18 protein-coding genes are annotated in these 20,552 nt (G+C 60.8%); 8 read left to right on the forward strand and 10 right to left on the reverse strand.

Annotation, left to right across the window (positions count from 1 at the left end):
* Positions 1–16: 16 nt before the first annotated feature.
* Positions 17–1,528: a flagellar hook-length control protein FliK gene (locus ACXYMO_RS13300; RefSeq protein ID WP_458879202.1), complete on the forward strand. Its 1,512-nt coding sequence runs from the start codon at positions 17–19 to the stop codon at positions 1,526–1,528.
* Positions 1,529–1,533: 5 nt separating this feature from the next.
* A complete protein-coding gene (locus ACXYMO_RS13305) occupies positions 1,534–2,205 on the forward strand; it encodes a flagellar hook capping FlgD N-terminal domain-containing protein (protein ID WP_458879203.1) in 672 nt (223 codons plus the stop codon).
* Positions 2,206–2,280: 75 nt separating this feature from the next.
* On the opposite strand, the gene ACXYMO_RS13310 is transcribed toward ACXYMO_RS13305, so the two are convergent.
* The 6 genes from ACXYMO_RS13310 to ACXYMO_RS13335 form a co-directional block, all read right to left on the reverse strand.
* Positions 2,281–3,636 (reverse strand): UDP-glucose dehydrogenase family protein, encoded by a 1,356-nt coding sequence (locus ACXYMO_RS13310; protein WP_458879204.1) that lies wholly within the window; start codon positions 3,634–3,636, stop codon positions 2,281–2,283.
* Between the two features lie 72 nt (positions 3,637–3,708).
* Positions 3,709–5,028 (reverse strand): NAD(P)/FAD-dependent oxidoreductase, encoded by a 1,320-nt coding sequence (locus ACXYMO_RS13315; RefSeq protein WP_458879205.1) that lies wholly within the window; start codon positions 5,026–5,028, stop codon positions 3,709–3,711.
* Positions 5,025–5,843 (reverse strand): ABC transporter permease, encoded by an 819-nt coding sequence (locus tag ACXYMO_RS13320; RefSeq protein ID WP_458879206.1) that lies wholly within the window; start codon positions 5,841–5,843, stop codon positions 5,025–5,027. Before ACXYMO_RS13320 ends, ACXYMO_RS13315 begins: the two co-directional genes overlap by 4 nt.
* Positions 5,840–6,721, reverse strand: a complete 882-nt coding sequence (locus ACXYMO_RS13325) for an ABC transporter permease subunit (protein WP_458879207.1) — start codon at positions 6,719–6,721, stop codon at positions 5,840–5,842. Before ACXYMO_RS13325 ends, ACXYMO_RS13320 begins: the two co-directional genes overlap by 4 nt.
* On the reverse strand, positions 6,721–7,848 hold the full coding sequence (locus ACXYMO_RS13330) for an ABC transporter ATP-binding protein (protein ID WP_458879208.1): 1,128 nt from the start codon (positions 7,846–7,848) through the stop codon (positions 6,721–6,723). The genes ACXYMO_RS13325 and ACXYMO_RS13330 overlap by 1 nt, the downstream gene beginning before the upstream one ends.
* 66 nt (positions 7,849–7,914) lie before the next feature.
* Positions 7,915–9,000 (reverse strand): polyamine ABC transporter substrate-binding protein, encoded by a 1,086-nt coding sequence (locus tag ACXYMO_RS13335; RefSeq protein ID WP_458879209.1) that lies wholly within the window; start codon positions 8,998–9,000, stop codon positions 7,915–7,917.
* 138 nt (positions 9,001–9,138) lie between these two features.
* Between ACXYMO_RS13335 and ACXYMO_RS13340 the strand changes: the two genes are divergently transcribed.
* Both ACXYMO_RS13340 and ACXYMO_RS13345 read left to right on the forward strand, forming a co-directional pair.
* Positions 9,139–9,825 carry a GntR family transcriptional regulator gene (locus tag ACXYMO_RS13340; protein WP_458879210.1) on the forward strand — a complete coding sequence of 229 codons (687 nt, stop codon included), beginning with the start codon at positions 9,139–9,141 and terminating at the stop codon, positions 9,823–9,825.
* 62 nt (positions 9,826–9,887) lie between these two features.
* Positions 9,888–11,282: an aspartate aminotransferase family protein gene (locus ACXYMO_RS13345; RefSeq protein ID WP_458879211.1), complete on the forward strand. Its 1,395-nt coding sequence runs from the start codon at positions 9,888–9,890 to the stop codon at positions 11,280–11,282.
* A 75-nt stretch (positions 11,283–11,357) separates the two neighbouring features.
* Here ACXYMO_RS13345 and argE read toward each other — a convergent pair whose 3' ends face one another.
* Both argE and ACXYMO_RS13355 read right to left on the reverse strand, forming a co-directional pair.
* Complete coding sequence (argE, locus tag ACXYMO_RS13350; RefSeq protein WP_458879212.1) at positions 11,358–12,533, reverse strand: acetylornithine deacetylase; 1,176 nt, start codon at positions 12,531–12,533, stop codon at positions 11,358–11,360.
* Complete coding sequence (locus ACXYMO_RS13355) at positions 12,530–13,714, reverse strand: M24 family metallopeptidase (RefSeq protein ID WP_458879213.1); 1,185 nt, start codon at positions 13,712–13,714, stop codon at positions 12,530–12,532. The genes argE and ACXYMO_RS13355 overlap by 4 nt, the downstream gene beginning before the upstream one ends.
* 244 nt (positions 13,715–13,958) lie before the next feature.
* Here ACXYMO_RS13355 and ACXYMO_RS13360 point away from each other — a divergent pair, with 244 nt between their 5' ends.
* From ACXYMO_RS13360 to ACXYMO_RS13375, 4 genes are all read left to right on the forward strand, one after another.
* Entirely contained in the window at positions 13,959–15,050 is a 1,092-nt protein-coding gene (locus ACXYMO_RS13360; protein ID WP_458879474.1) for an ABC transporter ATP-binding protein, read from the forward strand.
* Between the two features lie 116 nt (positions 15,051–15,166).
* Positions 15,167–16,273 carry an extracellular solute-binding protein gene (locus ACXYMO_RS13365; RefSeq protein WP_458879214.1) on the forward strand — a complete coding sequence of 369 codons (1,107 nt, stop codon included), beginning with the start codon at positions 15,167–15,169 and terminating at the stop codon, positions 16,271–16,273.
* 107 nt (positions 16,274–16,380) lie between these two features.
* Positions 16,381–17,655: an ABC transporter permease gene (locus ACXYMO_RS13370; protein WP_458879215.1), complete on the forward strand. Its 1,275-nt coding sequence runs from the start codon at positions 16,381–16,383 to the stop codon at positions 17,653–17,655.
* Positions 17,656–17,659: 4 nt separating this feature from the next.
* A complete protein-coding gene (locus tag ACXYMO_RS13375; protein WP_458879216.1) occupies positions 17,660–18,838 on the forward strand; it encodes an ABC transporter permease in 1,179 nt (392 codons plus the stop codon).
* Positions 18,839–18,872: 34 nt separating this feature from the next.
* On the opposite strand, the gene ACXYMO_RS13380 is transcribed toward ACXYMO_RS13375, so the two are convergent.
* Positions 18,873–20,201 carry a lytic murein transglycosylase gene (locus ACXYMO_RS13380; protein WP_458879217.1) on the reverse strand — a complete coding sequence of 443 codons (1,329 nt, stop codon included), beginning with the start codon at positions 20,199–20,201 and terminating at the stop codon, positions 18,873–18,875.
* The gene (locus ACXYMO_RS13385) at positions 20,185–20,463 is read right to left on the reverse strand and encodes a WYL domain-containing protein (RefSeq protein ID WP_458879218.1); all 279 of its coding nucleotides are present in this window, start codon (positions 20,461–20,463) and stop codon (positions 20,185–20,187) included. Before ACXYMO_RS13385 ends, ACXYMO_RS13380 begins: the two co-directional genes overlap by 17 nt.
* Between the last annotated feature and the right edge of the window lie 89 nt (positions 20,464–20,552).

Here is a 20,552-nt window from a genome sequence, read left to right on the forward strand (position 1 = left end):
AGAATTCCGGGACACCATGCATAACATTCCTCTTCTGGTCCTTCCTGCCGACGCCGCACCGACGGCGACGCAACATGTCCCCAAGGCTGCGATCCCACAGGACCAGCAACAGGCATTTCTGACGGTCTTTCAGAAAATGGGCGATCCTGATGCCGCCGATTCTGCGGCCTTGGCGCAGGCCGAAACCGGTGCCCCAGACGATTCGCCCGATGAGATTGAAGGTGCCTTGCCGGAACAATCGGAAACACCCGATCCAGACATCGACGACGATACATCGGCGCAAATGGCGGTGGATGACCGCTCTGACGTTCTGTTGGTCCCGCCCGCCGCACAGGTTGCAGCCGGGGTTAAGGCCTTTGCCCTCGCACCGGCCCCGACCACATCGGAAAACCGGGCGCAGGTTTCGGGTCCTTTGCTGACGACGAGAGGCGCAATTGAGCACCACGTCGAGGCTCGGTTGAAGGAGACAGCGAATGGCGGCACTGTCGGGATGGCGCTTGTCGCCACCCATCGGCTCGACGGGCCGAATGCCCAAAAACTGCAGTCGACCCAAGGTTTGGATGTGGCGCGGCTGCACAATAGGTCCTTACCAGCGGATCCGTCCGTCGGGCGATTTGACAAAATCAAGGCCACCGCATCACATGAAAACGGCGATGGTCCACGTGCGCTCACCCGGCCCGATCCCGGAAAGAGCGGCGCTCCGAAATCGGATGTGCCCATGGTCCCCCTTGCCAGAATACCGGCGCAATCTACGGTCGGGCCGACCCTCAGGGCGCAGATCGAAACACTCAACACAGCACCGCCCCCAACGAACAACGTTTCTGCGGCGATCCAAACCGCCACCCAGGAACTGACAGGTGTCGGGACGGTTTCGGAATGGTTCGGCAGACCACTGCCAACAGGCAATTTTGCGCCCCCCGCCGCCCAGCAGGTTGTGGGCCCCATTGGCCGGTCGCTGTCGGCCGCCACGATACATCCGTTTTCCGCGTCCGCATTGCTGACACCGGACAGCGGTCCAGAGGTCCAGCTGGCCCTGGCAGAGGTGATGGTCACCGATCAGGACCCTCAACCGACCAGTGCGCAACGAGTCGACCCGCCGAGCGGTGCTGGTGCCGCGACCGAGGCGATCCCTCTGCGCGCCGAACCGCACCGCATCCCGACCGCGCAAGCCGCACAGATTCTGGTACGATCCCCCAATCAGCCGGTTGAAATCTCGCTCAACCCCGAAGAATTGGGCCGCGTGCGGATGGCGCTGACGACCTCGGACGCTGGCGTTTCGCTGGTTATCACCACTGACCGCACCGACACTTTGGACCTGATGCGCCGTCACATCGATCAGCTGGCGCAGGATTTCAAAAACCTCGGGTATGAGTCGATCGACTTTGCATTTCACCAGGGACACTCCGGTGACCACGGCGCAAATTCACAGGATCAAGGCGCCACGGTAAGTATCGCTGACGCCGAAGAATCATCCGCACCACTCCCCCAAAATCGCCCCGCCACCGCGGGCCTTGATCTGAGGCTGTAACCGACATGATTACCAACGCCACGTCCGCTGCGACAGCCGCCGCGGCCCCTTCCTCCGCTGCGACCGGGAATAGGGCCACGCCCACGCTCAGTTCGGATTTCGAAACCTTTCTGAAGATGCTGACCGCGCAAGCGCGCTATCAGGATCCGCTGGAGCCGATCGATTCCACCGAATACGCCGCACAGCTGGCGCAGTTCTCGATGGTCGAACAACAGGTGCAGACCAATGACACGCTGACCGCCCTCTTCGGTCAATTGGGCGGCCAGACTGCGGCCTCTCTCTCGGCCTGGGTCGGAATGGAGGCTCGTGCCGTCACTCCGATGCGCTTTGATGGCAGCCCGATCACCATTTCGCCGAACCCTGCCGCCATCTCCGACAGCGCCTTTCTGGTCGTAAAGGATGACAGCGGTGTCGAGGTACAGCGCCTTTCCATTCCGGTTTCCGCTGATCCGATGGAATGGGCCGGCGTTGACGACAGCGGCGCGCCGTTTGCCAGCGGCACCTACAGTTTTCACATCGAGAGCTACAAGAACGATGAGATGATCCTGTCGGACCCGGCGGCCGTTTATGCGCGCGTGACCGAGGCCCAGATTGAAGGTGCCAATGTCATTCTGATCCTCGAAGGGGGACAGGCCGTTCTGTCGACATCCGTCACCGCGTTGCGCGAACCGACCTGACCAGGTCGGCCGACTTTTGTGGAGACTTGCAGGCAATCGCATGAACCGCAGGGTCCAGGGCGATTGCCCGGGCGCTCATTCGTCTGAACTGTCGGCTTTTTCAGCGGGCGGCTCGGCCACGTGATCTGCCCGCCCGACAGAGACATAGCGCAGGAACCCGGCCCGTTTTGCATCGCGCACGGAATAGATATTGCGCAGATCGGCCAGCGCCGGAAACGCCATGCGCCGCGCCAAGCGTTTCAGATCAAGCGCCCGGAATTCGTTCCACTCGGTCAGAATGACCAGCGCATCGGCGTTTTGCGCAGCCTTGTAGGCATCATCAAACCAATTCACCCCCGGCAACAGATCGGCCGCCTCGCGGTGGCCCTGGGGATCGACCGCGCGCACCTTTGCCCCCGCCCCGATCAGCGCCGGGATGATGGTCAGCGAGGGTGCCTCGCGCATGTCATCGGTGTTGGGCTTGAACGTCACACCCAGAACAGCGATGGTTTTTCCAGCGACCTTACCGTCCAGCATATCCGTCACCTTGGTGATCATCCGGCGGCGGACCTCATCGTTTACCTTGATGACGGTTTCGGTGATCTGCATCGGCAATCCATGGTCCTGCCCGATCCGGGCCAAGGCCTGAGTGTCCTTGGGAAAACACGACCCGCCATAACCGGGCCCGGCATGCAGGAACTTGTTCCCGATACGCCCGTCCATTCCCATGCCCTGACTGACCAGTTTCACATCGGCCCCGGTGCGTTCACACAGGGCCGCGATTTCGTTGATGAAGGTGATCTTGGTCGCCAGAAACGCGTTGGCCGCGTATTTGATCATCTCGGCACTTTCCAGATCGGTGGTCAGGATCGGAAAATCGCGCAGGTAGAGCGGGCGGTAAATCTCGCTCATCACCTCGGCGGCGCGGTCATTCTGAACGCCGACGACGATGCGGTCCGGGCGCATGAAATCATCAATCGCCGCGCCTTCGCGCAGGAATTCGGGGTTCGACGCGACATCAAACTCTGCCTTCGGGTTGGCCTTGCTGACCGTTTGCTTGACCTGGCGATTGGTGCCGACCGGCACGGTCGATTTGGTCACGATCACCGCATAGCCGGTCATCGCCTGGGCGATTTCTTCGGCGGCCGCCATCACATAGGTCAGATCAGCATGCCCATCGCCACGCCGCGTTGGGGTGCCAACGGCAATGAAGATCGCCTCGGCGCCATCGACCGCGGCCTGAAGATCGGTCGAAAAGGACAACCGCCCCGCTTCGACATTCTTGGCCATCAACTGATCAAGGCCCGGCTCATAGATCGGGACCTCGCCAGCGCGCAGCATCTCGATCTTTTCGGGGTTCTTGTCGACGCAGATGACGTCATGCCCAAAGTCCGAAAAACAAACCCCCGACACCAACCCGACATAGCCGGTCCCGATCATTGCAATCTTCATACGCTCTACCTCAAACCGGTATTTGCCCGAGCCTTGGGCGATGCGCCCCCGGCTGTCAACATGACAGGCCGCCTAGCGGTCACCCAGGGCGCGGGCGATGTAAAAGGGCGGCATCACGATGCGCCGCGCGCGCCCGAACGGAAACCGGCCCGGCGGCTGGCGCATCACGCGCGGCACGGTGTCCTGTCCCTGCACCAGATCCGCCAGCAAGCGGCCCGTAAAGCTGCCCATCGCCACCCCGTTTCCGTGATAGGCCATCCCGGCGAAGACGCCCGGCTGACCCGTCACCGGCCCGGCAAACGGCACGCGATTGCGCGACAGGCACACCATGCCCGACCACATGTGCGGCGCCTCGACATGGCGCCACGCGGGGAACAGCCGGTCAAAATCCCGCCGCGTGGCAGCGCGTGCCCGGGCCTCGGCCGCGGGAGAGGACAGCAGCCCGCCGCGCATCCCGAACAGGAATCGCCGGTCCGGCATCAGCCGGAAATAGTGCAACAATCCGCGCGTGTCATAGGCCATCTGGCCGCTGGTCCACCCTTGCGCCTGCAGTTCTGCGTCGCTGAGCGGGCGGGTGACCATCACGTTGGATTGCGCGGGCATGTATCGCCCAGCCAGCCCGCCAGGCATGTCCTCGCTGGAATAGCCGTTGGTCGCGATGACGACCTGACCGGCCCGCACCCGCCCATGTGGCGTTCCAAGAACGACACGACCAGCCTGATGTGACAGGGAGGTGACCCTCGTTTGCTGAAACAGAAACGCCCCGGCCCGCTGTGCCGCCGCGGCCAGCCCGAACAGATATTTTCGCGGGTTCAGCGCAAATCCGACCGGCACGGTCAGCCCGCCATGGAACGGTCCGCCCATGCCATGGCCGCGCAAATCCGCCGGTTCGATCAATTCGGGCGGCGGGCCTGCGTCGCGCGCCATTGCGTCGGCCTTGCGGCGCAACGCCTCCATATCCCTGGGGCGATGGGCCAGAATGGTTTCGCCCTTTGAATGGACGTCGGTGCTGATCGCGTGCCGCTTCAACAGGTCCGCAACCAGGGTGACCGCGTCGCGTTCGGCTTGCCAATAGGCGGCGGCGTCTTTGGCGCCGAACCTCCGGGTCAGAGCCGCATTTTCGATCATGGCGCCGCCAAGACAACAGAACCCACCATTGCGCCCGGACGCACCCCAGCCGGGCGTATCGCTCTCGAACAGGGCCGCGGACGCACCACTTTCGGCCAGATGCAAGGCGGCCGAAACGCCGGTAAACCCGCCCCCGACAATCGCGACGTCCACTGTCATATCGCCATCCAAAACCGGCCAATCCGGCGCGGAAATGGTTTCATCCCACCAGCATCCCTGCCGTGGTCCCGGCCCATAGGCATGGTCGGAAAAGATGCGCGTCATGCGGTCCGTGCCGCGGCCTGTTCATCCCGTTTCTGGCGCATCAGGCTCTGTTTCGAGATCAGAGAGGTTGCAATCACGCCAACCGTGACGATCGCGATCATGATGGTAGACAGCGCATTGATTTCCGGGCTGACGCCCAGCCGCACGGCCGAGAAAATCTTGATCGGCAGGGTCGTGGCCGACGGGCCCGTTGTAAAGGATGCAATCACCAGATCATCCAGCGACAGGGTGAAGGCGAGCAGCCAGCCCGATATGACCGCCGGTGCGATGATCGGCAGCGTCACAAGGCGAAAGGCCTGAAACGGCGAACATCCCAGATCCAGCGCCGCCTCTTCCAGTGACCGGTCAAAGGTGGCCAGCCGCGACGACACCACGACCGAGACATAGCACATCGAAAACGTCGTATGGGCCAGAACGATGGTCAGAACACCGCGCTCTAACCCGATGCCGATAAACAGCAGCAACAGGGACAGGCCGGTGATCACCTCGGGCATCACCAACGGCGCATAGATCATGCCGGAAAACAGGGTGCGCCCGAAAAACCGCCCGCCCCGAATTAGAACATAGGCCGCCATGGTGCCCAGAATCGTCGCCAGGGTCGAAGAAAACACCGCAACCTTGATCGTGACCCAAGCCGCATTCAGGAACGCCTCGTTCTTGAGCAACTCGCCGTACCACTTGGTGGAAAACCCGGCCCAGACGGTCACCAGTTTGCTTTCGTTAAAGCTGTAAACGACCAAAATGATCATCGGGATGTAAAGAAACGCAAACCCCAGCGTCAGCGACACCACGTTGAACCAGCTGAGGCGCATCATTGTTCGGCCTCCGCCTGTTTCTGCTGGTTGCGCTGGAACAGGACAATGGGGATTACGAGGATCAGGAGCAGAACCACCGCCACCGCGCTGGCCACCGGCCAGTCCCTGTTGGAAAAGAATTCCTCCCACAACACTTTGCCGATCATCAGCGTGCCCGACCCGCCCAACAGAGACGGGATCACGAATTCGCCCAACGCCGGGATGAAAACCAGGAAACACCCCGCGATTATGCCGTTGCGCGACAGCGGAATGGTGATCAGCCAGAACGCAGTCAGCCGCGAACATCCCAGATCTTCGGCGGCCTCGATCAGGGACGCATCCATCCGGTCCAGCGCGGCATAGATCGGCAGAACCATGAATGGCAGATAGGTGTAGACGATACCGATATAGACGGCGGTGTTGGTGTTCAGGATGGTCAGTGGGGTGCTGATGACGCCGGCCCAGAGCAGGAACTGGTTCATCAATCCCTCCTGGCTGAGGATGCCCATCCACGCATAAACGCGGATCAGGAAACTGGTCCAGAACGGCAGTATGATCAGCATCATCAGGGTCGGGCGCCATTCCTCGGGGGCGCGGGCCATGCCATAGGCAATCGGATACCCGATGCAAAGCGTCAGAAAAGTCGATACCAGTGCGATCCACAGGCTGCTCAGATAGGCCTTCCAGTAGAGATCATCGCTGGTCAGAAAGGCGAAATTTTCGAAATCCAGTTCGGCCAGAAAAGCACCGATCCCTTCGGCCCAGTCAAACTGCGGAAAATAGGGCGGACGCGCCAGCGCCACGTCGGACAGCGAAATTTTGAGAACGATGGCAAAGGGCACCAGAAACAGCGCCAAAAGCCACAGATAGGGAATAGCGATCAGGACAGCCCGCCGCATCAGCGTGCCAGCAGGACGCCGGCCGTGGCTGTCCATGACAGCCAGACCTGGTCTTCCCATGTGAAACTGCGCCGGGCGATCCGGCGGGTATTTGCGGTCTGCGCCTTGATGATCGTGCCGTTGGGCAATTCGACATGATAGGTCGACAGGTTGCCGAGATAGGCAATATCCAGAATCTTGCCCTGCAACACATTATCGGCGCTTTGCGGCTGTTCCTGCGAAATCATCACCTTTTCCGGGCGGATCGCCAGATAACAGGTTTGCCCTTTGTCAAAGGTCTGGCCCGAGGTTGCGATCAACGGATGCTGGCCTTCGCCCCAGTGCACTTCGATCTGGCCGTCCTCATGCGGGGCGGCCCGGCCTTCGATGATATTCACGTCCCCGATAAAATCGGCCACGTAGACCGAACTCGGATTTTCATAAATCCGGTCCGGCGTGGAGACCTGAATGATCTGCCCCTCGTCCATGACCGCAACGCGGCTGGCGACGGTCATTGCCTCTTCCTGATCGTGGGTCACGATCACGAACGTGGTGCCGGTCTTTTCCTGGATATCCATCAGTTCAAACTGGGTATCCTGGCGCAGTTTCTTGTCCAGCGCACCCAGCGGTTCGTCCAGCAGCAGCAATTTGGGCGCCTTGGCCAGCGACCGTGCCAGCGCCACGCGTTGCCGTTGCCCACCCGAAATCTGGTGCGGTTTGCGACGGGCGAATTTCTCAAGCCGCGTCAGTTTCAGCATCTGTTCGACGCGGGTCTTGATATCGGCCTTGGGCATGGACGAGCGATGCAAGCCAAAGGCGATATTGTCCCACACGGTCAGATGCGGAAACAACGCGTAGGACTGGAACATCATGTTCACCGCCCGCTTGTTCGGCGGCACCGGAACGATATTGCGCCCGGACAGTTCGATCTGCCCCGACGTCGGGTTTTCGAACCCAGCCAGCAAACGCATCATCGTTGTCTTGCCGCACCCGGACGGGCCCAGCAGGGCAAAGAACTCGCGCTCGTAAATATCCAGTGTCAGATTGTCGATCGCCGTGAACTCACCAAATTTCTTGGTGACGTTCTGAAACCGGATCAACGGCGACTGATCCGGATCGTCCCAGGGTGCAAAAATCTCAGCGTTCAATTGCGGGCCTCGCACAGCACAGGCAGGTCAGGCGGGCCAGATCCGGCCCGCCCGGTTGCAGTCGGATCAGGTGCCCGACTTGATCTTAGTCCACAGACGGGTCACGACCCGCTGCACCTTGGAGTCATAGGGCGTGGTGGTATAGAGATTGTTCATGGTTTCCTCGGACGGGTACACTGCCGGATCGCCGATCACATCCTCGTTCAGAAACTCCTGTGCGGCCTTGTTACCGTTGGCATAGAAGACATAGTTCGACGCCGCGGCCATGTTTTCCGCTTCCAGAATGAAGTTCAGGAATTTGTGCGCCCCTTCGGGGTTCGGCGCATCGACAGGAATGGCCATCTGGTCGAACCACATCTGCGCGCCTTCCTTGGGCGCGTTATAGGCCACTTCGATTCCGTTTTCGGCCTCGGCAGCGCGGTCGCGCGCCTGAAGAACGTCACCGGACCAGCCCATCGCGACGCAAATGTCCCCGTTGGCCAGCGCGTTGATATACTCCGAGCTGTGGAATTTCTTGATATAGGGGCGCACCTGGGCAAAAACCTCTTCGGCCTTGCCGATCACCTCGGGGTCGTGGCTGTTGGGGTCTTCACCGATGTATTTCAGCGCCGCCGGGATCATTTCGGCCGGGGCGTCCAGGAAATAGACACCGCATTCTGCGAGCTTTTCCATATTGGCCGGATCAAAGACCAGGGACAGACTGTCAACCGGGGCGTCCTCGCCCAGAATTTCGGTCACCTTGCCCACGTTCACGCCAATTCCGGTGGTGCCCCACATGTAGTTGATCGAATAGGCGTTTCCGGGATCGTATTGGGCTGTGCGTTCTGCAACCGTGTCCCAGACATTGCCGATATTGGACAGCTTGCTGGTGTCCAGTTTCTGGAACGATCCTGCCGTGATCTGACGCTGCAGAAAGGTGCCTGTCGGCACAACCACATCATAGCCCGACCCACCGGCCAGCATTTTCGTTTCCAGCAATTCGTTGCTGTCGAACACATCATAGATCAGGTCGATGCCTGTCTGTTCCTCGAACTTGGCCAGCAGTTCTTCGTCGATATAGTCCGACCAGTTGTAAACGCGGACTTCCTCGGCCGATGCCGCGGCACCAATTGCTGCCAACGCAGTCGCGAGTGCGAGAGTTTTGATTTTCATGAGTTTCTCCCAAAGGGCTCCGAGTTTCTTTCGGCGACCCGGATTTGATCAAGTTTTGCCATCCCCGGCAATGATCTGTATGTTTCCACGCAGCGCAGCACGACGCAAGTGGCGTTGTTGAGCCGGGGAGAAAAGCCGATGAATATGATCAAAAAATCAGCAGCAGATCCCGCCCAGAGGCAGGCCCGGTCCCCGGCGCATGAGCAGGTTTATCAGGAATTGCGTGCCCGGATCCTGTTTGGTGAAATGGCACCCGGACAGCCGGTCACCATTCAGGGGCTGGCGCAAGTGTTGGACGCCGGCATCACCCCTGTGCGCGAGGCGATCCGCCGGCTGATCTCGGACGGAGCCCTGATGTTTCAGGGCAACCGGCGCGTCAGCGTTCCGGCCCTGACGGTACATGATCTGGAACAACTGGTTTACGTAAGAAAAACAGTGGAATACGAACTGACGCGCCGCGCAGCCAGCCGTGTTTCCCCGATGATTCTGGCCGAGCTTGAGAAAATCGATGCCGATCTGGATAGCGCCATCACGGCCGGCGATGTCGCGCAGTATCTGGCGTTGAACTACCGGTTTCACAAGGCGCTTTACGATCAGGCAAACGCCCCGATCATGGCGGACCTGGCCGACCGGTTGTGGCTGCGGTTCGGGCCCTCTCTGCGCGTGGTCTGTGGCCGCTTTGGCACCCAGAACCTGCCTGACCGGCACAAGGACTTGCTGCGCGCCCTGCGGCAGGGCGATGCCGGAGCCGCAGCCACCGCCATGACGCTGGACATTGATCAGGGCATGGATCAGATCGCCGCCGTTCTGGAGCCTGAGACTTGATTCGATTGACAGCGAAAAATTTGATCATATTCTGCGGATATCCCTGACATCAGAGTGGTCCGATGCCTGCAATCACCAACCATATGCCCACGGCCGAGCTTCAGTCCCTGGACGCCGCCCATCACATGCACCCCTTTACCAATGGCCGTGAACTGGCCGGGCGCGGCGCCCGTGTCATCACGCGGGCCAAGGGCGTGTACCTGACCGACAGCGAGGGGGTCGAGATCCTCGATGCCATGGCCGGGCTGTGGTGCGTGAACATCGGATACGGGCGCGAAGAACTGGCCGAGGTGGCCGCGCGCCAGATGCGCGAACTGCCCTTTTACAACACGTTTTTCCAGACCACCCATGTGCCCGCCATCGCGCTGGCGACAAAACTGGCTGAACTGGCGCCGGGGGATCTGAACCACACCTTCTTTGCCGGGTCCGGGTCCGAGGCGAATGACACCAATATCCGCATGGTGCGCACCTATTGGGCGGCGATGGGCAAACCGACGAAATCCATAATCATCAGCCGCAAGAATGCCTATCACGGGTCATCTGTCGGCAGCGGCAGCCTGGGTGGCATGACCGCGATGCATGCGCAGGGCGGGTTGCCGATTCCGGACGTGCATCACATCAATCAGCCCCACTGGTGGGCCGAAGGCGGCGATCAGACCGCGGAAGACTTCGGCCTTGCCTGCGCGCGCGAGCTGGAACAGGCGATCCACGATCTGGGCGAAGACCGCGTCGCCGCATTTATCGCCGAACCCATCCAGGGCGCGGGGGGTGTGATCATCCCGCCCGACAGCTATTGGCCCGAAATCCAGCGCATTTGCGATGCCCATGACATCCTGCTCATCGCGGATGAGGTGATCTGCGGATTTGGCCGGACCGGCAACTGGTTCGGCAGCCAGACCCTGAACATCCGCCCCGACATCATGACCATCGCCAAGGGCCTGTCGTCAGGGTACCAGCCCATCGGCGGGTCGGTCGTGTCCGATCAGGTGGCCGAAGTGATCGACAGTGTCGAGTTCAACCACGGCTATACTTATTCCGGCCATCCCGTGGCCGCCGCCGTGGCCCTGGAGAACCTGCGCATCCTTGAGGAAGAGGATGTGATCGGGCACGTCCAGCGCACGGCCGCCCCCTATCTGAAACAGAAGTGGGAGTCGCTGGGCGATCATCCTTTGGTCGGGGACGCTCGCATTTGCGGCATGATGGCCTCGCTCGCGCTGACGCCGGACAAATCGAGCCGCGCCAAATTCGCCTCCGAAGCAGGCACCGTCGGGTATATCTGCCGGGAACGCTGCTTTGCCAACGGGTTGATCATGCGCCACGTGGGCGACCGGATGATCATTTCGCCGCCACTGGTGATCCAGCCCGACGAGATCGACCTTTTGATCGGACGGGCCATCACGGCCCTGAATGAATGCCACGCCGAACTGAAAAAACAGGGGCTGATGCAGGCGGCGTGAAAAGGGGCTCTGCCCCCGCCGCCCTGCCGGGCGCCTCCCCCGGAGTTTTCCTGGCAAGATGAAGAAGCGCGCGTCCTAGGAGAGCGGGTTCTGCTGCAGGGACGGTGCAAGACGCGCAAGCATGTCGAGACAACTGTCGAGCTGATCCAACCGGATGAATTCATCCGGTTTGTGGGCCTGATCGATGGAGCCGGGGCCACAGACGACGACGGACATGCCCATTTCCTGAAACAGGCCCGCCTCGGTTCCGAAGGGCACCACGTCGGCACCGTTCGCGCCCAGCAACCCGGCAACCAGATCACGGGCGGCGTTTTCGTCCATCACGTCAAGACCTGCGACCTCGCCAATGACCTCGGTCACGATATCCGAACCGGGATGCACCGCGCGCATGGCCGGAAGCAGATCGCCGGTCACGTAATCGGCAACCGCGGTTTTGACGAACTCCGCATCTCCGACCTGAACCGGGCGCATTTCCCATTCGACCTCGGCCTTGCCGGCGATGACGTTATGGGCCACGCCGCCGTGGATTGCGCCGATGTTGATCGTGGTCCAGGGCGGTTGGAACCGGCCGTTTTGGGGCGCGCGGGCGATCAGGTCGCCGCGCAGTTTCATCAGGCGGGTCACGTAGCGCACTGCGTATTCCGCCGCGTTCACGCCACGGTCGGGCGCCGATCCATGCCCTTCGAGGCCGGTAAAGCGCACGGTATATTCGCAACACCCCTTGTGCCCTTCGATCACGCGCATTTCGGTGGGTTCCCCGATGATCGCCATTGCGGGCCTGATCCCGCGCTTTTGCAATTCGGGCACAAGGGCGCGCGCGCCGAGGCATCCCACCTCTTCGTCATAGGTGAAGGCGAAATGGAGCGGGCGGCGCAGGGCGGCGGCATCGAACCTGTCCGCCATGACCGTCGCGGCCGCTATGAACCCTTTCATGTCGCAGGTGCCGCGCCCGACCAGACGGTCATCGCGTGCGGTCAGCGCAAAGGGATCGCTGGTCCAGTCCTGATCCGCGACCGGCACCACATCCGTATGGCCCGAAAGGACAAGCCCGCCATCGCGATCAGGGCCCAGCGTGGCGAACAGATTGGCCTTTGTCCCGCTGGCGTCGGAAAAGACATCGACCCGCGCGCCGCTGTCCTCAAGCCGCGTGGCCAGCGCCGCGATCATGTCGAGGTTGCTGTCGGCCGACACGGTGGGATAGCCCACCAGCCGCTCCATCAGATCAATGGTTTCGCCCAGCGAATCGGTCATTTCTTTACGAACAGCTTGCGGGGCCGGTCACACAGGGTTTCTGCGGCGCCGTCGGGCCGGATCAGGATGCTTTCGGTGATCTCAAGTCCCCAGTCCTTCATCCAGAGGCCAGGCATGAAGTGGAATGTCATGCCGGGTTCCAACACGGTTTCATCCTCGGCGCGCAGGGAAATGGTGCGCTCACCCCAGTCCGGCGGATAGCTGAGCCCGATGGGGTAGCCACAGCGCGCCCCGCGTTCGATTCCGGCCCGTTCCAGTGGGGCGGCCAGCGCATTTGCAATGTCACAGGCGCGGTTTCCGGCGCGGGCGGCTTCCAGCCCTGCTTCGAGACCTTCGATCAACGCGGCCTCGGCCCGTTTCAGGTAGTCGGGCGGCTCCCCCAGAAAGACGGTCCGGCAGAACGGCGCGTGATAGCGCCGGTAGCATCCCGAGATTTCGAAAAACGTCGCTTCGCCCGTGGCAAAGGGCCGGCCATCCCAGGTGAGATGCGGCGCGGCTGCGTCGCTGCCCGAGGGGAGCAGCGGAACAATCGCCGCGTAGTCGCCCCAGTTTCCGTTCGCGCCGCGCACCCCGTCGCGCAGGATTTCGGCGACGATTTCATTCTTGGGGACGCCGGGCTCGACACGGTCCAGCACGCCATCGACGATCTTTTCGGAAATCGCGGCCGCCTTGCGCATGAACGCGATTTCGGCGTCGGATTTCACCGCACGCTGCCAGTTCACCAGCGCCGTTGCATCCCCCCATGTCACCTGCGGCAGGGAGGTGCGCAGAACCTCCATTGCCTTGGCCGAGAAATAGTAATTATCCATCTCGACGCCGATGCGCCCGGTTTGAACGCCCAAATCCGCCAAATGCGCAGCGAGATCCTGCATCGGGTGGCGTTCTGTCGACTGCACGAAATAGTCGGCATAGCCGCGCACCCGGTCCGACCCCATCCAGACCGTGCGCAGCCCGCCATTGGTGTCCTGATTGCGGCCCCACCAGATCGGATCGGCGTCGGGCAGAACGATCACCCCCTGATGCACATAAAAGGACCACCCGTCATACCCGGTCAGCCACGCCTGGTTGGACGGGTCGGTGACGAACAACGCATCCAGACCATGTTCGGCCATTGCGTCCCGCGTCCGGTTGAGTCGGGAATCATATTCATCCTGGGAAAAGGGCAGATCGGTCGGCGGCATACGGAAAGCTCCTGAAATTTCTGATCAGTTCACGTTCTGAAACTTACAATTTCGCCTCGAAAACCGACACTTTAATGCTAAATCGCCGCGGGAGAGCGCTTTGTTCCCGTTCAGACCCCTATTGTGACGGTTTTGGGATCAAAATTGTCGACTTGGTTGCAACCTAACCCACGGGTGTGTTTACAATCCGCCATGAAAACGCAGAGAATACTGCGGAAACCCAAGGGGAGCCATTTTGTCCGACCTGGAAAACGCTGACGCGTTTGTCGAATTCGAACGCGTCCAGAAAAGTTACGACGGCGAGAACCTCGTCGTGAAAGACTTGAACCTGTCGATGCCGAAGGGCGAGTTTCTGACAATGCTGGGGCCGTCAGGGTCTGGCAAAACCACCTGCCTGATGATGCTGGCCGGGTTTGAAACGGCCACCCATGGCGATATCCGCCTGGACGGGGTGTCGATCAACAATATCCCGCCCCACAAACGTGGCATCGGCATGGTGTTTCAGAACTATGCCTTGTTCCCGCACATGACCGTGGCCGAAAACCTCAGCTTTCCACTTGAGGTGCGAAAGATTGGCAAGTCCGAGCGTGAAGCCAAGGTAAAGCGCGCGCTGGACATGGTTCAGATGGGCGATTTCGGCGGTCGCCGTCCTGCACAGCTCTCTGGCGGACAGCAACAACGGATCGCGCTGGCCCGTGCCCTCGTGTTCGAGGCCGAGTTGGTGTTGATGGACGAACCGCTGGGGGCGCTGGACAAGCAATTGCGCGAACATATGCAGTTCGAAATCAAACGCATTGCCGATAACCTGGGAATCACCGTGGTCTACGTGACCCACGACCAGACCGAGGCGCTGACCATGTCCGACCGCGTTGCGGTGTTCGACGATGGCCGCATTCAACAGCTGGCGCCGCCAGATCTGTTGTACGAAGCCCCGGAAAACAGCTTTGTCGCGCAGTTCATCGGCGAGAACAACACACTCGAAGGTGTGGTAAAAGAGATCAAGGGCGGTACCGCGCTGGTACAGTTGGACGACGGTGGCCTGATCGACTGCAAACCGGTCAATGTCAGCAAGCCGGGCGAACGCACCCGCGTTTCGATCCGCCCTGAACGCGTCGAATACAACAAGGAACGTCTGCAAGAGGGCGTGCATACGCTCAAGGCCGAGGTTCTTGAATTCATCTACATGGGCGACATTTTCCGCACCCGTCTGCGCGTCGCCGGGAACGATGAATTCATCATCAAAACCCGTAACGCCCCCGATGTGGAGCGTCTTACACCCGGCACCCAGATCGAAATCGGCTGGTTGCCCGAGGATTGCCGCGCGCTCGACGCGTAGCGGACCAAGATATCGCACCATCCGCATGGTGCGATTTAATACGGGGCGCGGATGACTGCCCGCTGCGCGGCCCCGCCCTTCAATAAATCCGGGCAAACTCTGGGAGACTGAGTTTTATGAAACTGACCAAAACCCTCATGGCGACAACGGCGCTGACACTGGCAGCAGGTGTTGCCAATGCAGACGGCCACATGGCCAATGAAATGACAATCGTCAGCTGGGGCGGCGCCTATTCGTCGAGCCAGCAGAACGCCTATCATAACCCCTATTCGGAAAAGACCGGCGTCAAGATCATCAACGATGAATCCTCGGCCGAAGCCGTGGCGAAACTGCGCGCGATGAACGAAGCCGGCAACGTCACATGGGACGTTGTTGACGTTGTCGCATCCGACGCCATCCGCCTGTGCGACGAAGGCCTGGCGATGGAAATCGACCCGGATACGCAACTTGCCGACGCGCCCGACGGCACCAAAGCCTCGGAAGACTTTGGCGACCTGCTGGTGAGCGAATGCTTTATCCCGCAAATCGTCTATTCGACCACGTTCGGCTATCGTACCGACATGGTTGGCGACACTCCGCCGACATCGGTCTGCGCCGTATTCGACACCGAAATGTATCCGGGCAAGCGCGCGCTGGAAAAGCGCCCGATCAACAACATGGAATGGGCCCTGCTGTGTGACGGCGTTCCCAAGGACGGAATCTATGACGTTCTGGCCACCGAAGAAGGTCAGGAACAGGCGCTGGCCAAGCTCGACACCATCAAGGACGACGTGATCTGGTGGTCGGCCGGTGCGGACACGCCCCAGTTGCTGGCCGATGGCGAAATCGTCATGGGGTCGACCTATAACGGTCGTCTGTTCAGCGTGATCGAAGAGCAGAAGCAGCCTGTTGCCATGCTGTGGGACGCGCAGATCTTTGACCTTGATGGCTGGATCATCCCGGCGGGTCTGTCGCCCGAACGTCAGGCACGCGCACTGGACTACATCATGTTCGCGACCGACACCCAGCGTCTGGCCGATCAGGCGAAATACATCTCCTACGGTCCGGCACGTGCTTCGTCCGCACCGCTGGTTGGACAGCACGCCGAACTGGGTATCGATATGGCGCCGCACATGCCGACCGATCCGGAAAACGCCAAGAACACGTTCCTCTACAACTACGAGTTCTGGGCTGACTATCGCGACGACATCGACGCGAAATTCCAGGCTTGGCTGGCCAAGTAAGCCACTGATCCGGTGGGTCTGATCCCACCCCTGGGTTCTCCGCTTTGCGGGGAACCCGACCTGAAACGGCGCTGGACGCCGATCAAGAATAAAACCGTGGGGACGCGATGACCGATACAACCACAAACGGCCCGGTTCTGGCCGCAGACGGAACACCGCTGAAAAGAAGTCTCGCCCGCGCGCTGCGCATGCAGAAGATGCGGGCCCTGATGCTGATCGCGCCGCTTCTGATCTTTGTTCTGGTCACCTTTATCGCCCCCATCGCCGACATGCTTTTCCGGTCGGTTGAAAACGAAATTGTCCGCGAAACCCTGCCAAAAACCGTCGTGGCGCTGGCCGACTGGGATGCCACATCAGATGAGGCCCCGGGCGAGGAAGTCTTTGCCGCGCTGGCCGCCGACATGAAGATCGCCGTCGAAGAGAAAACGCACACGCGGCTTGGCTCGCGACTGAATTATGAAATGACCGGCGCGTCGTCGCTGTTCCGCAAATCGGGGCGCAAGGTCAAAAGGATGGATCTTGAAACCGACGCGCCCTTTAAAGAGGCGTTCATCAAGATCGACAAGAATTGGGGCGAACCGGAAATCTGGCGCACGATGCAGACTTATTCGCCCAGTTTCACAAACGGCTATTTCCTGAACGCCGTCGACATGCAAAAGGGCCCCGAAGGCCCCGAGGCCCGCCCCGAAAATCAGCAAATCTACTTCACGCTGTTCAAACGGACGATGTTCATGTCCATGGTCATCACGATCAGCTGTATCTTGCTGGGCTATCCGGTGGCGTGGATCCTCGCCAACCTTCCGGCCCGCACCGCGAACCTGTTGATGATCCTGGTGCTGCTGCCGTTCTGGACCTCGCTTCTGGTGCGAACCTCGGCCTGGAAGGTGATGTTGCAGCAACAGGGGGTGATAAACGATGTCCTTGTCTGGCTGGGCCTTGTGGGCGATGACGCACGGCTGATCATGATCAACAACCAGTTTGGCACAATCGTGGCCATGACCCACATCTTGCTGCCGTTCATGATCCTGCCGATGTATTCGGTGATGCAGACGATCCCACAGACCTATCTGCGCGCAGCCAAATCGCTGGGCGCCACCAACTGGACCGCGTTCTGGCGAGTCTATTTCCCACAATCGGTGCCGGGCATCGGCGCGGGGTCGATCCTCGTCTTCATCCTGTCGATCGGCTACTACATCACGCCCGAAATCGTCGGCGGCACCACCGGTACCTTCATTTCGAACCGGATCGCCTATCACATCTCGTCCTCGCTGAACTGGGGGCTCGCGGCGGCACTGGGCACCATCCTTCTGGTGGTCGTCCTGCTGCTCTATTGGGCCTATGACCGGATCGTGGGCATCGACAACGTGAAACTGGGGGGCTGAGAACATGGCTGCACTTACACCGATCTCACGCACACCCGTTTCATTCTACGTGCCCGTCGTGGCCGCCGCTGGCGCCGTTGCCGGGCTGTTCGTGGGCACCGCTCAGGGCAGTGGCTTTATCGGCGCCGCGGCCGGCGCAATCCTGTTTGCCGCGGTGGCATATGTCATTACCCAACTGGTGAAGAACGAGTCGGCGACACGCTGGGTCGTTCTGATCGGCATGATCATCGCCGGGTATCTGATGGGCGGTCTGCCCGCCGCCGTCATTGGCGGCCTGTTCGGCTGGTTCCTTGGCTGGTTCACCTTCTGGCTCTACGAGGGGCGCTATCGCGCGCGCCTCGCGCCCTACCTCACACCGGGGCAGGTGCTTTGGCACTTTACGTTCCGGGTCATCTGCGGCGCGATTTTCGTATTCCTGATCACCCCGATCCTTGTGGTCATGCCGCTCAGCTTCAATGCTGAGGATTTCTTTACCTTCACGCCGGAAATGCTCCGCTTTGATCCCGAGGGATACTCGCTCAAGCACTATCGCGACTTCCTTACCAATTCCGATTGGCAGAATGCGCTGAAGAATTCGGTGATCATCGCCCCCTTCGCGACGATCCTTTCGGTGGGCTTTGGCACACTGGCGGCCATCGGCCTGTCACAGCCGCACGTGCCGTTCCGCCGGGCCATCATGGCGATCCTGATTTCGCCGATGATCGTACCGCTGATCATCTCGGCGGCGGGGATGTATTTCTTTTATTCGCGCATCGGCCTGCAAGGCACCTATTTCGGCGTGATCCTGGCGCATGCCGCGCTGGGCATTCCGTTCGTGATCATCACCGTGACGGCCACCCTTGTCGGCTTTGACCGCTCGCTGACACGTGCGGCGGCGAACATGGGCGCGGACCCGGTCACCACGTTTTTCCGGGTGCAGATGCCGCTGATCCTGCCGGGTGTCATCTCAGGCGGCCTGTTCGCCTTCATCACGTCGTTTGACGAGGTGGTCGTGGTTCTGTTCGTCGGCTCGGCCGGTCAGAAAACCCTGCCCTGGCAGATGTTCACCGGCCTGCGCGAACAGATCAGCCCGACGATCCTGGCCGTGGCAACCATCCTTGTGGTGATCTCGATCGCGCTGCTGACCGTGGTCGAAATGCTGCGCCGCCGCTCCGAACGGCTGCGCGGGATGAGCCCCGGCTAAGCGAAACCGCCCGCCCCACCGGGGCGGGTGCGCCTCAGCGTAATTTCTGCAAAAGCGTCAGCGACGGGTATCCGTCGGGCAACAATCCCTTGTTGACCTGGAACGCGCGCACAGCGGCAATGGTCAGAGGCCCGATCTTGCCATCGACGCCCTGGGTATCAAACCCGCGTGCCGTCAAAAGGCGCTGCAATTCCTGCCGTTCCTTATAGGTCAGCGCCCGGTCGCCGCGCGGCCAGTCGGCCTTGATCGGGCCGCCACCGGCGATGCGGTCGCTCAGGTGACCAACCCCGATCACATAGGCATCCGCCGTGTTGTACCGTTCGATCACCGCGAAATTGTCAAAGATCATGAACGCCGCGCCCTGACCGCCTGCCGGCAACAGGATCGACGCCTGCCCGTGGTTGGGCACCGCCCGCCCGCCAGGCGCCACCACGCCCATCCGCGCCCAGTCATCCGGCGATTTCTTTGTGCTGCGTTTTGCCAGCGTGTAGTCGAACCCCTTGGGCAGCCGCACTTCGACGCCCCATGGCTGCCCCGTGGTCCAGCCAAAGTTCTTGAGATACGCCGCGGTCGAGGCCAGTGCATCGCTGGGATCCTCCGACCAGATGTCACGCTTGCCATCGCCAGTGAAATCCACGGCATAGGCCTGATACGAGGTCGGCATGAACTGGGTATGGCCCATCGCCCCGGCCCAGCTACCTGTCATGTTCTCAGGACTTACATCGCCGTTTTGCAGAATTTTGAGCGCGGCGATCAACTGACCTTCGAAAAACCCGGTCCGGCGGGCGTCAAAGGACAATGTCGCCAGCGACCGGATCACGTTGTTGTTGCCCCGGAACGCGCCATAGGCGCTTTCCAGCCCCCAGATCGCAAGCACGACCTCTTTTTCGACACCGTATTTGGCCTCGATCGCGTTCAGCTTGGTCTCATGCTTGGCCAGTGCCGCCTTGCCGTTGGCGATGCGGGTGTCCGAGGCCGCGCTGTCCAGGTATTCCCAGATCGTCTTGGTGAACTCCGATTGATTGCGGTCGCGCCGGATCACGTCGGCATCATAGGTCACGCTCCGGAACGCGCGGTCCAGAACATCCGGGCGCAACCCGTGCGACATTGCCGTGGACCTGAAGTTGGCCAACCAACTGTCAAACCGTTTGCTGTCCGCTGTCACCTCAATAACCTCGGGCTTTGCCGTCACCGAACGCGCCGTCGGGCGCAATGACCGGGCCAATGGTGCGGCGACCAGTTGCACCGCCTCGGGCGAGGTTACGGGTTTTATCGATGGACGCGCCGACCGATCCACGGCTTCGGCACATGCACTGCCTGCAAATAAGGTGGCCACTACCGAGGCACTAACCCAAACACGCATTTTTTTGATCCTGTTTTTCTGCTCGCCGACAGATTAGCGCGGATCCCTTGTTTGCAAAAGCGTTCCGTCCTCTCCGTCGGCGGATTTGCGGGCCTTTGCCAATGTGGCCCCGTCCTCCCGGAACCGATGCAACGCTGCACCCAGCACCGGCACCCGGTTGGGGCGAAAACTTTGACCGGTGATGGTCAATGCGGTCCAATCGGAACACCCGGGTAACCTTGCGCAGCTGACACCAAGCCACCAGCACGGTCGAGCGATCCATGTAGAACAGTCACAGTTCCTGGCCCAAGGAATGCGCGGTTCTCGCAAAACAGACAGCTTTGCGGTTATATTGACCGCGTATTGAAAATG

The sequence above is a fragment of the Arenibacterium sp. CAU 1754 genome (assembly GCF_054482635.1).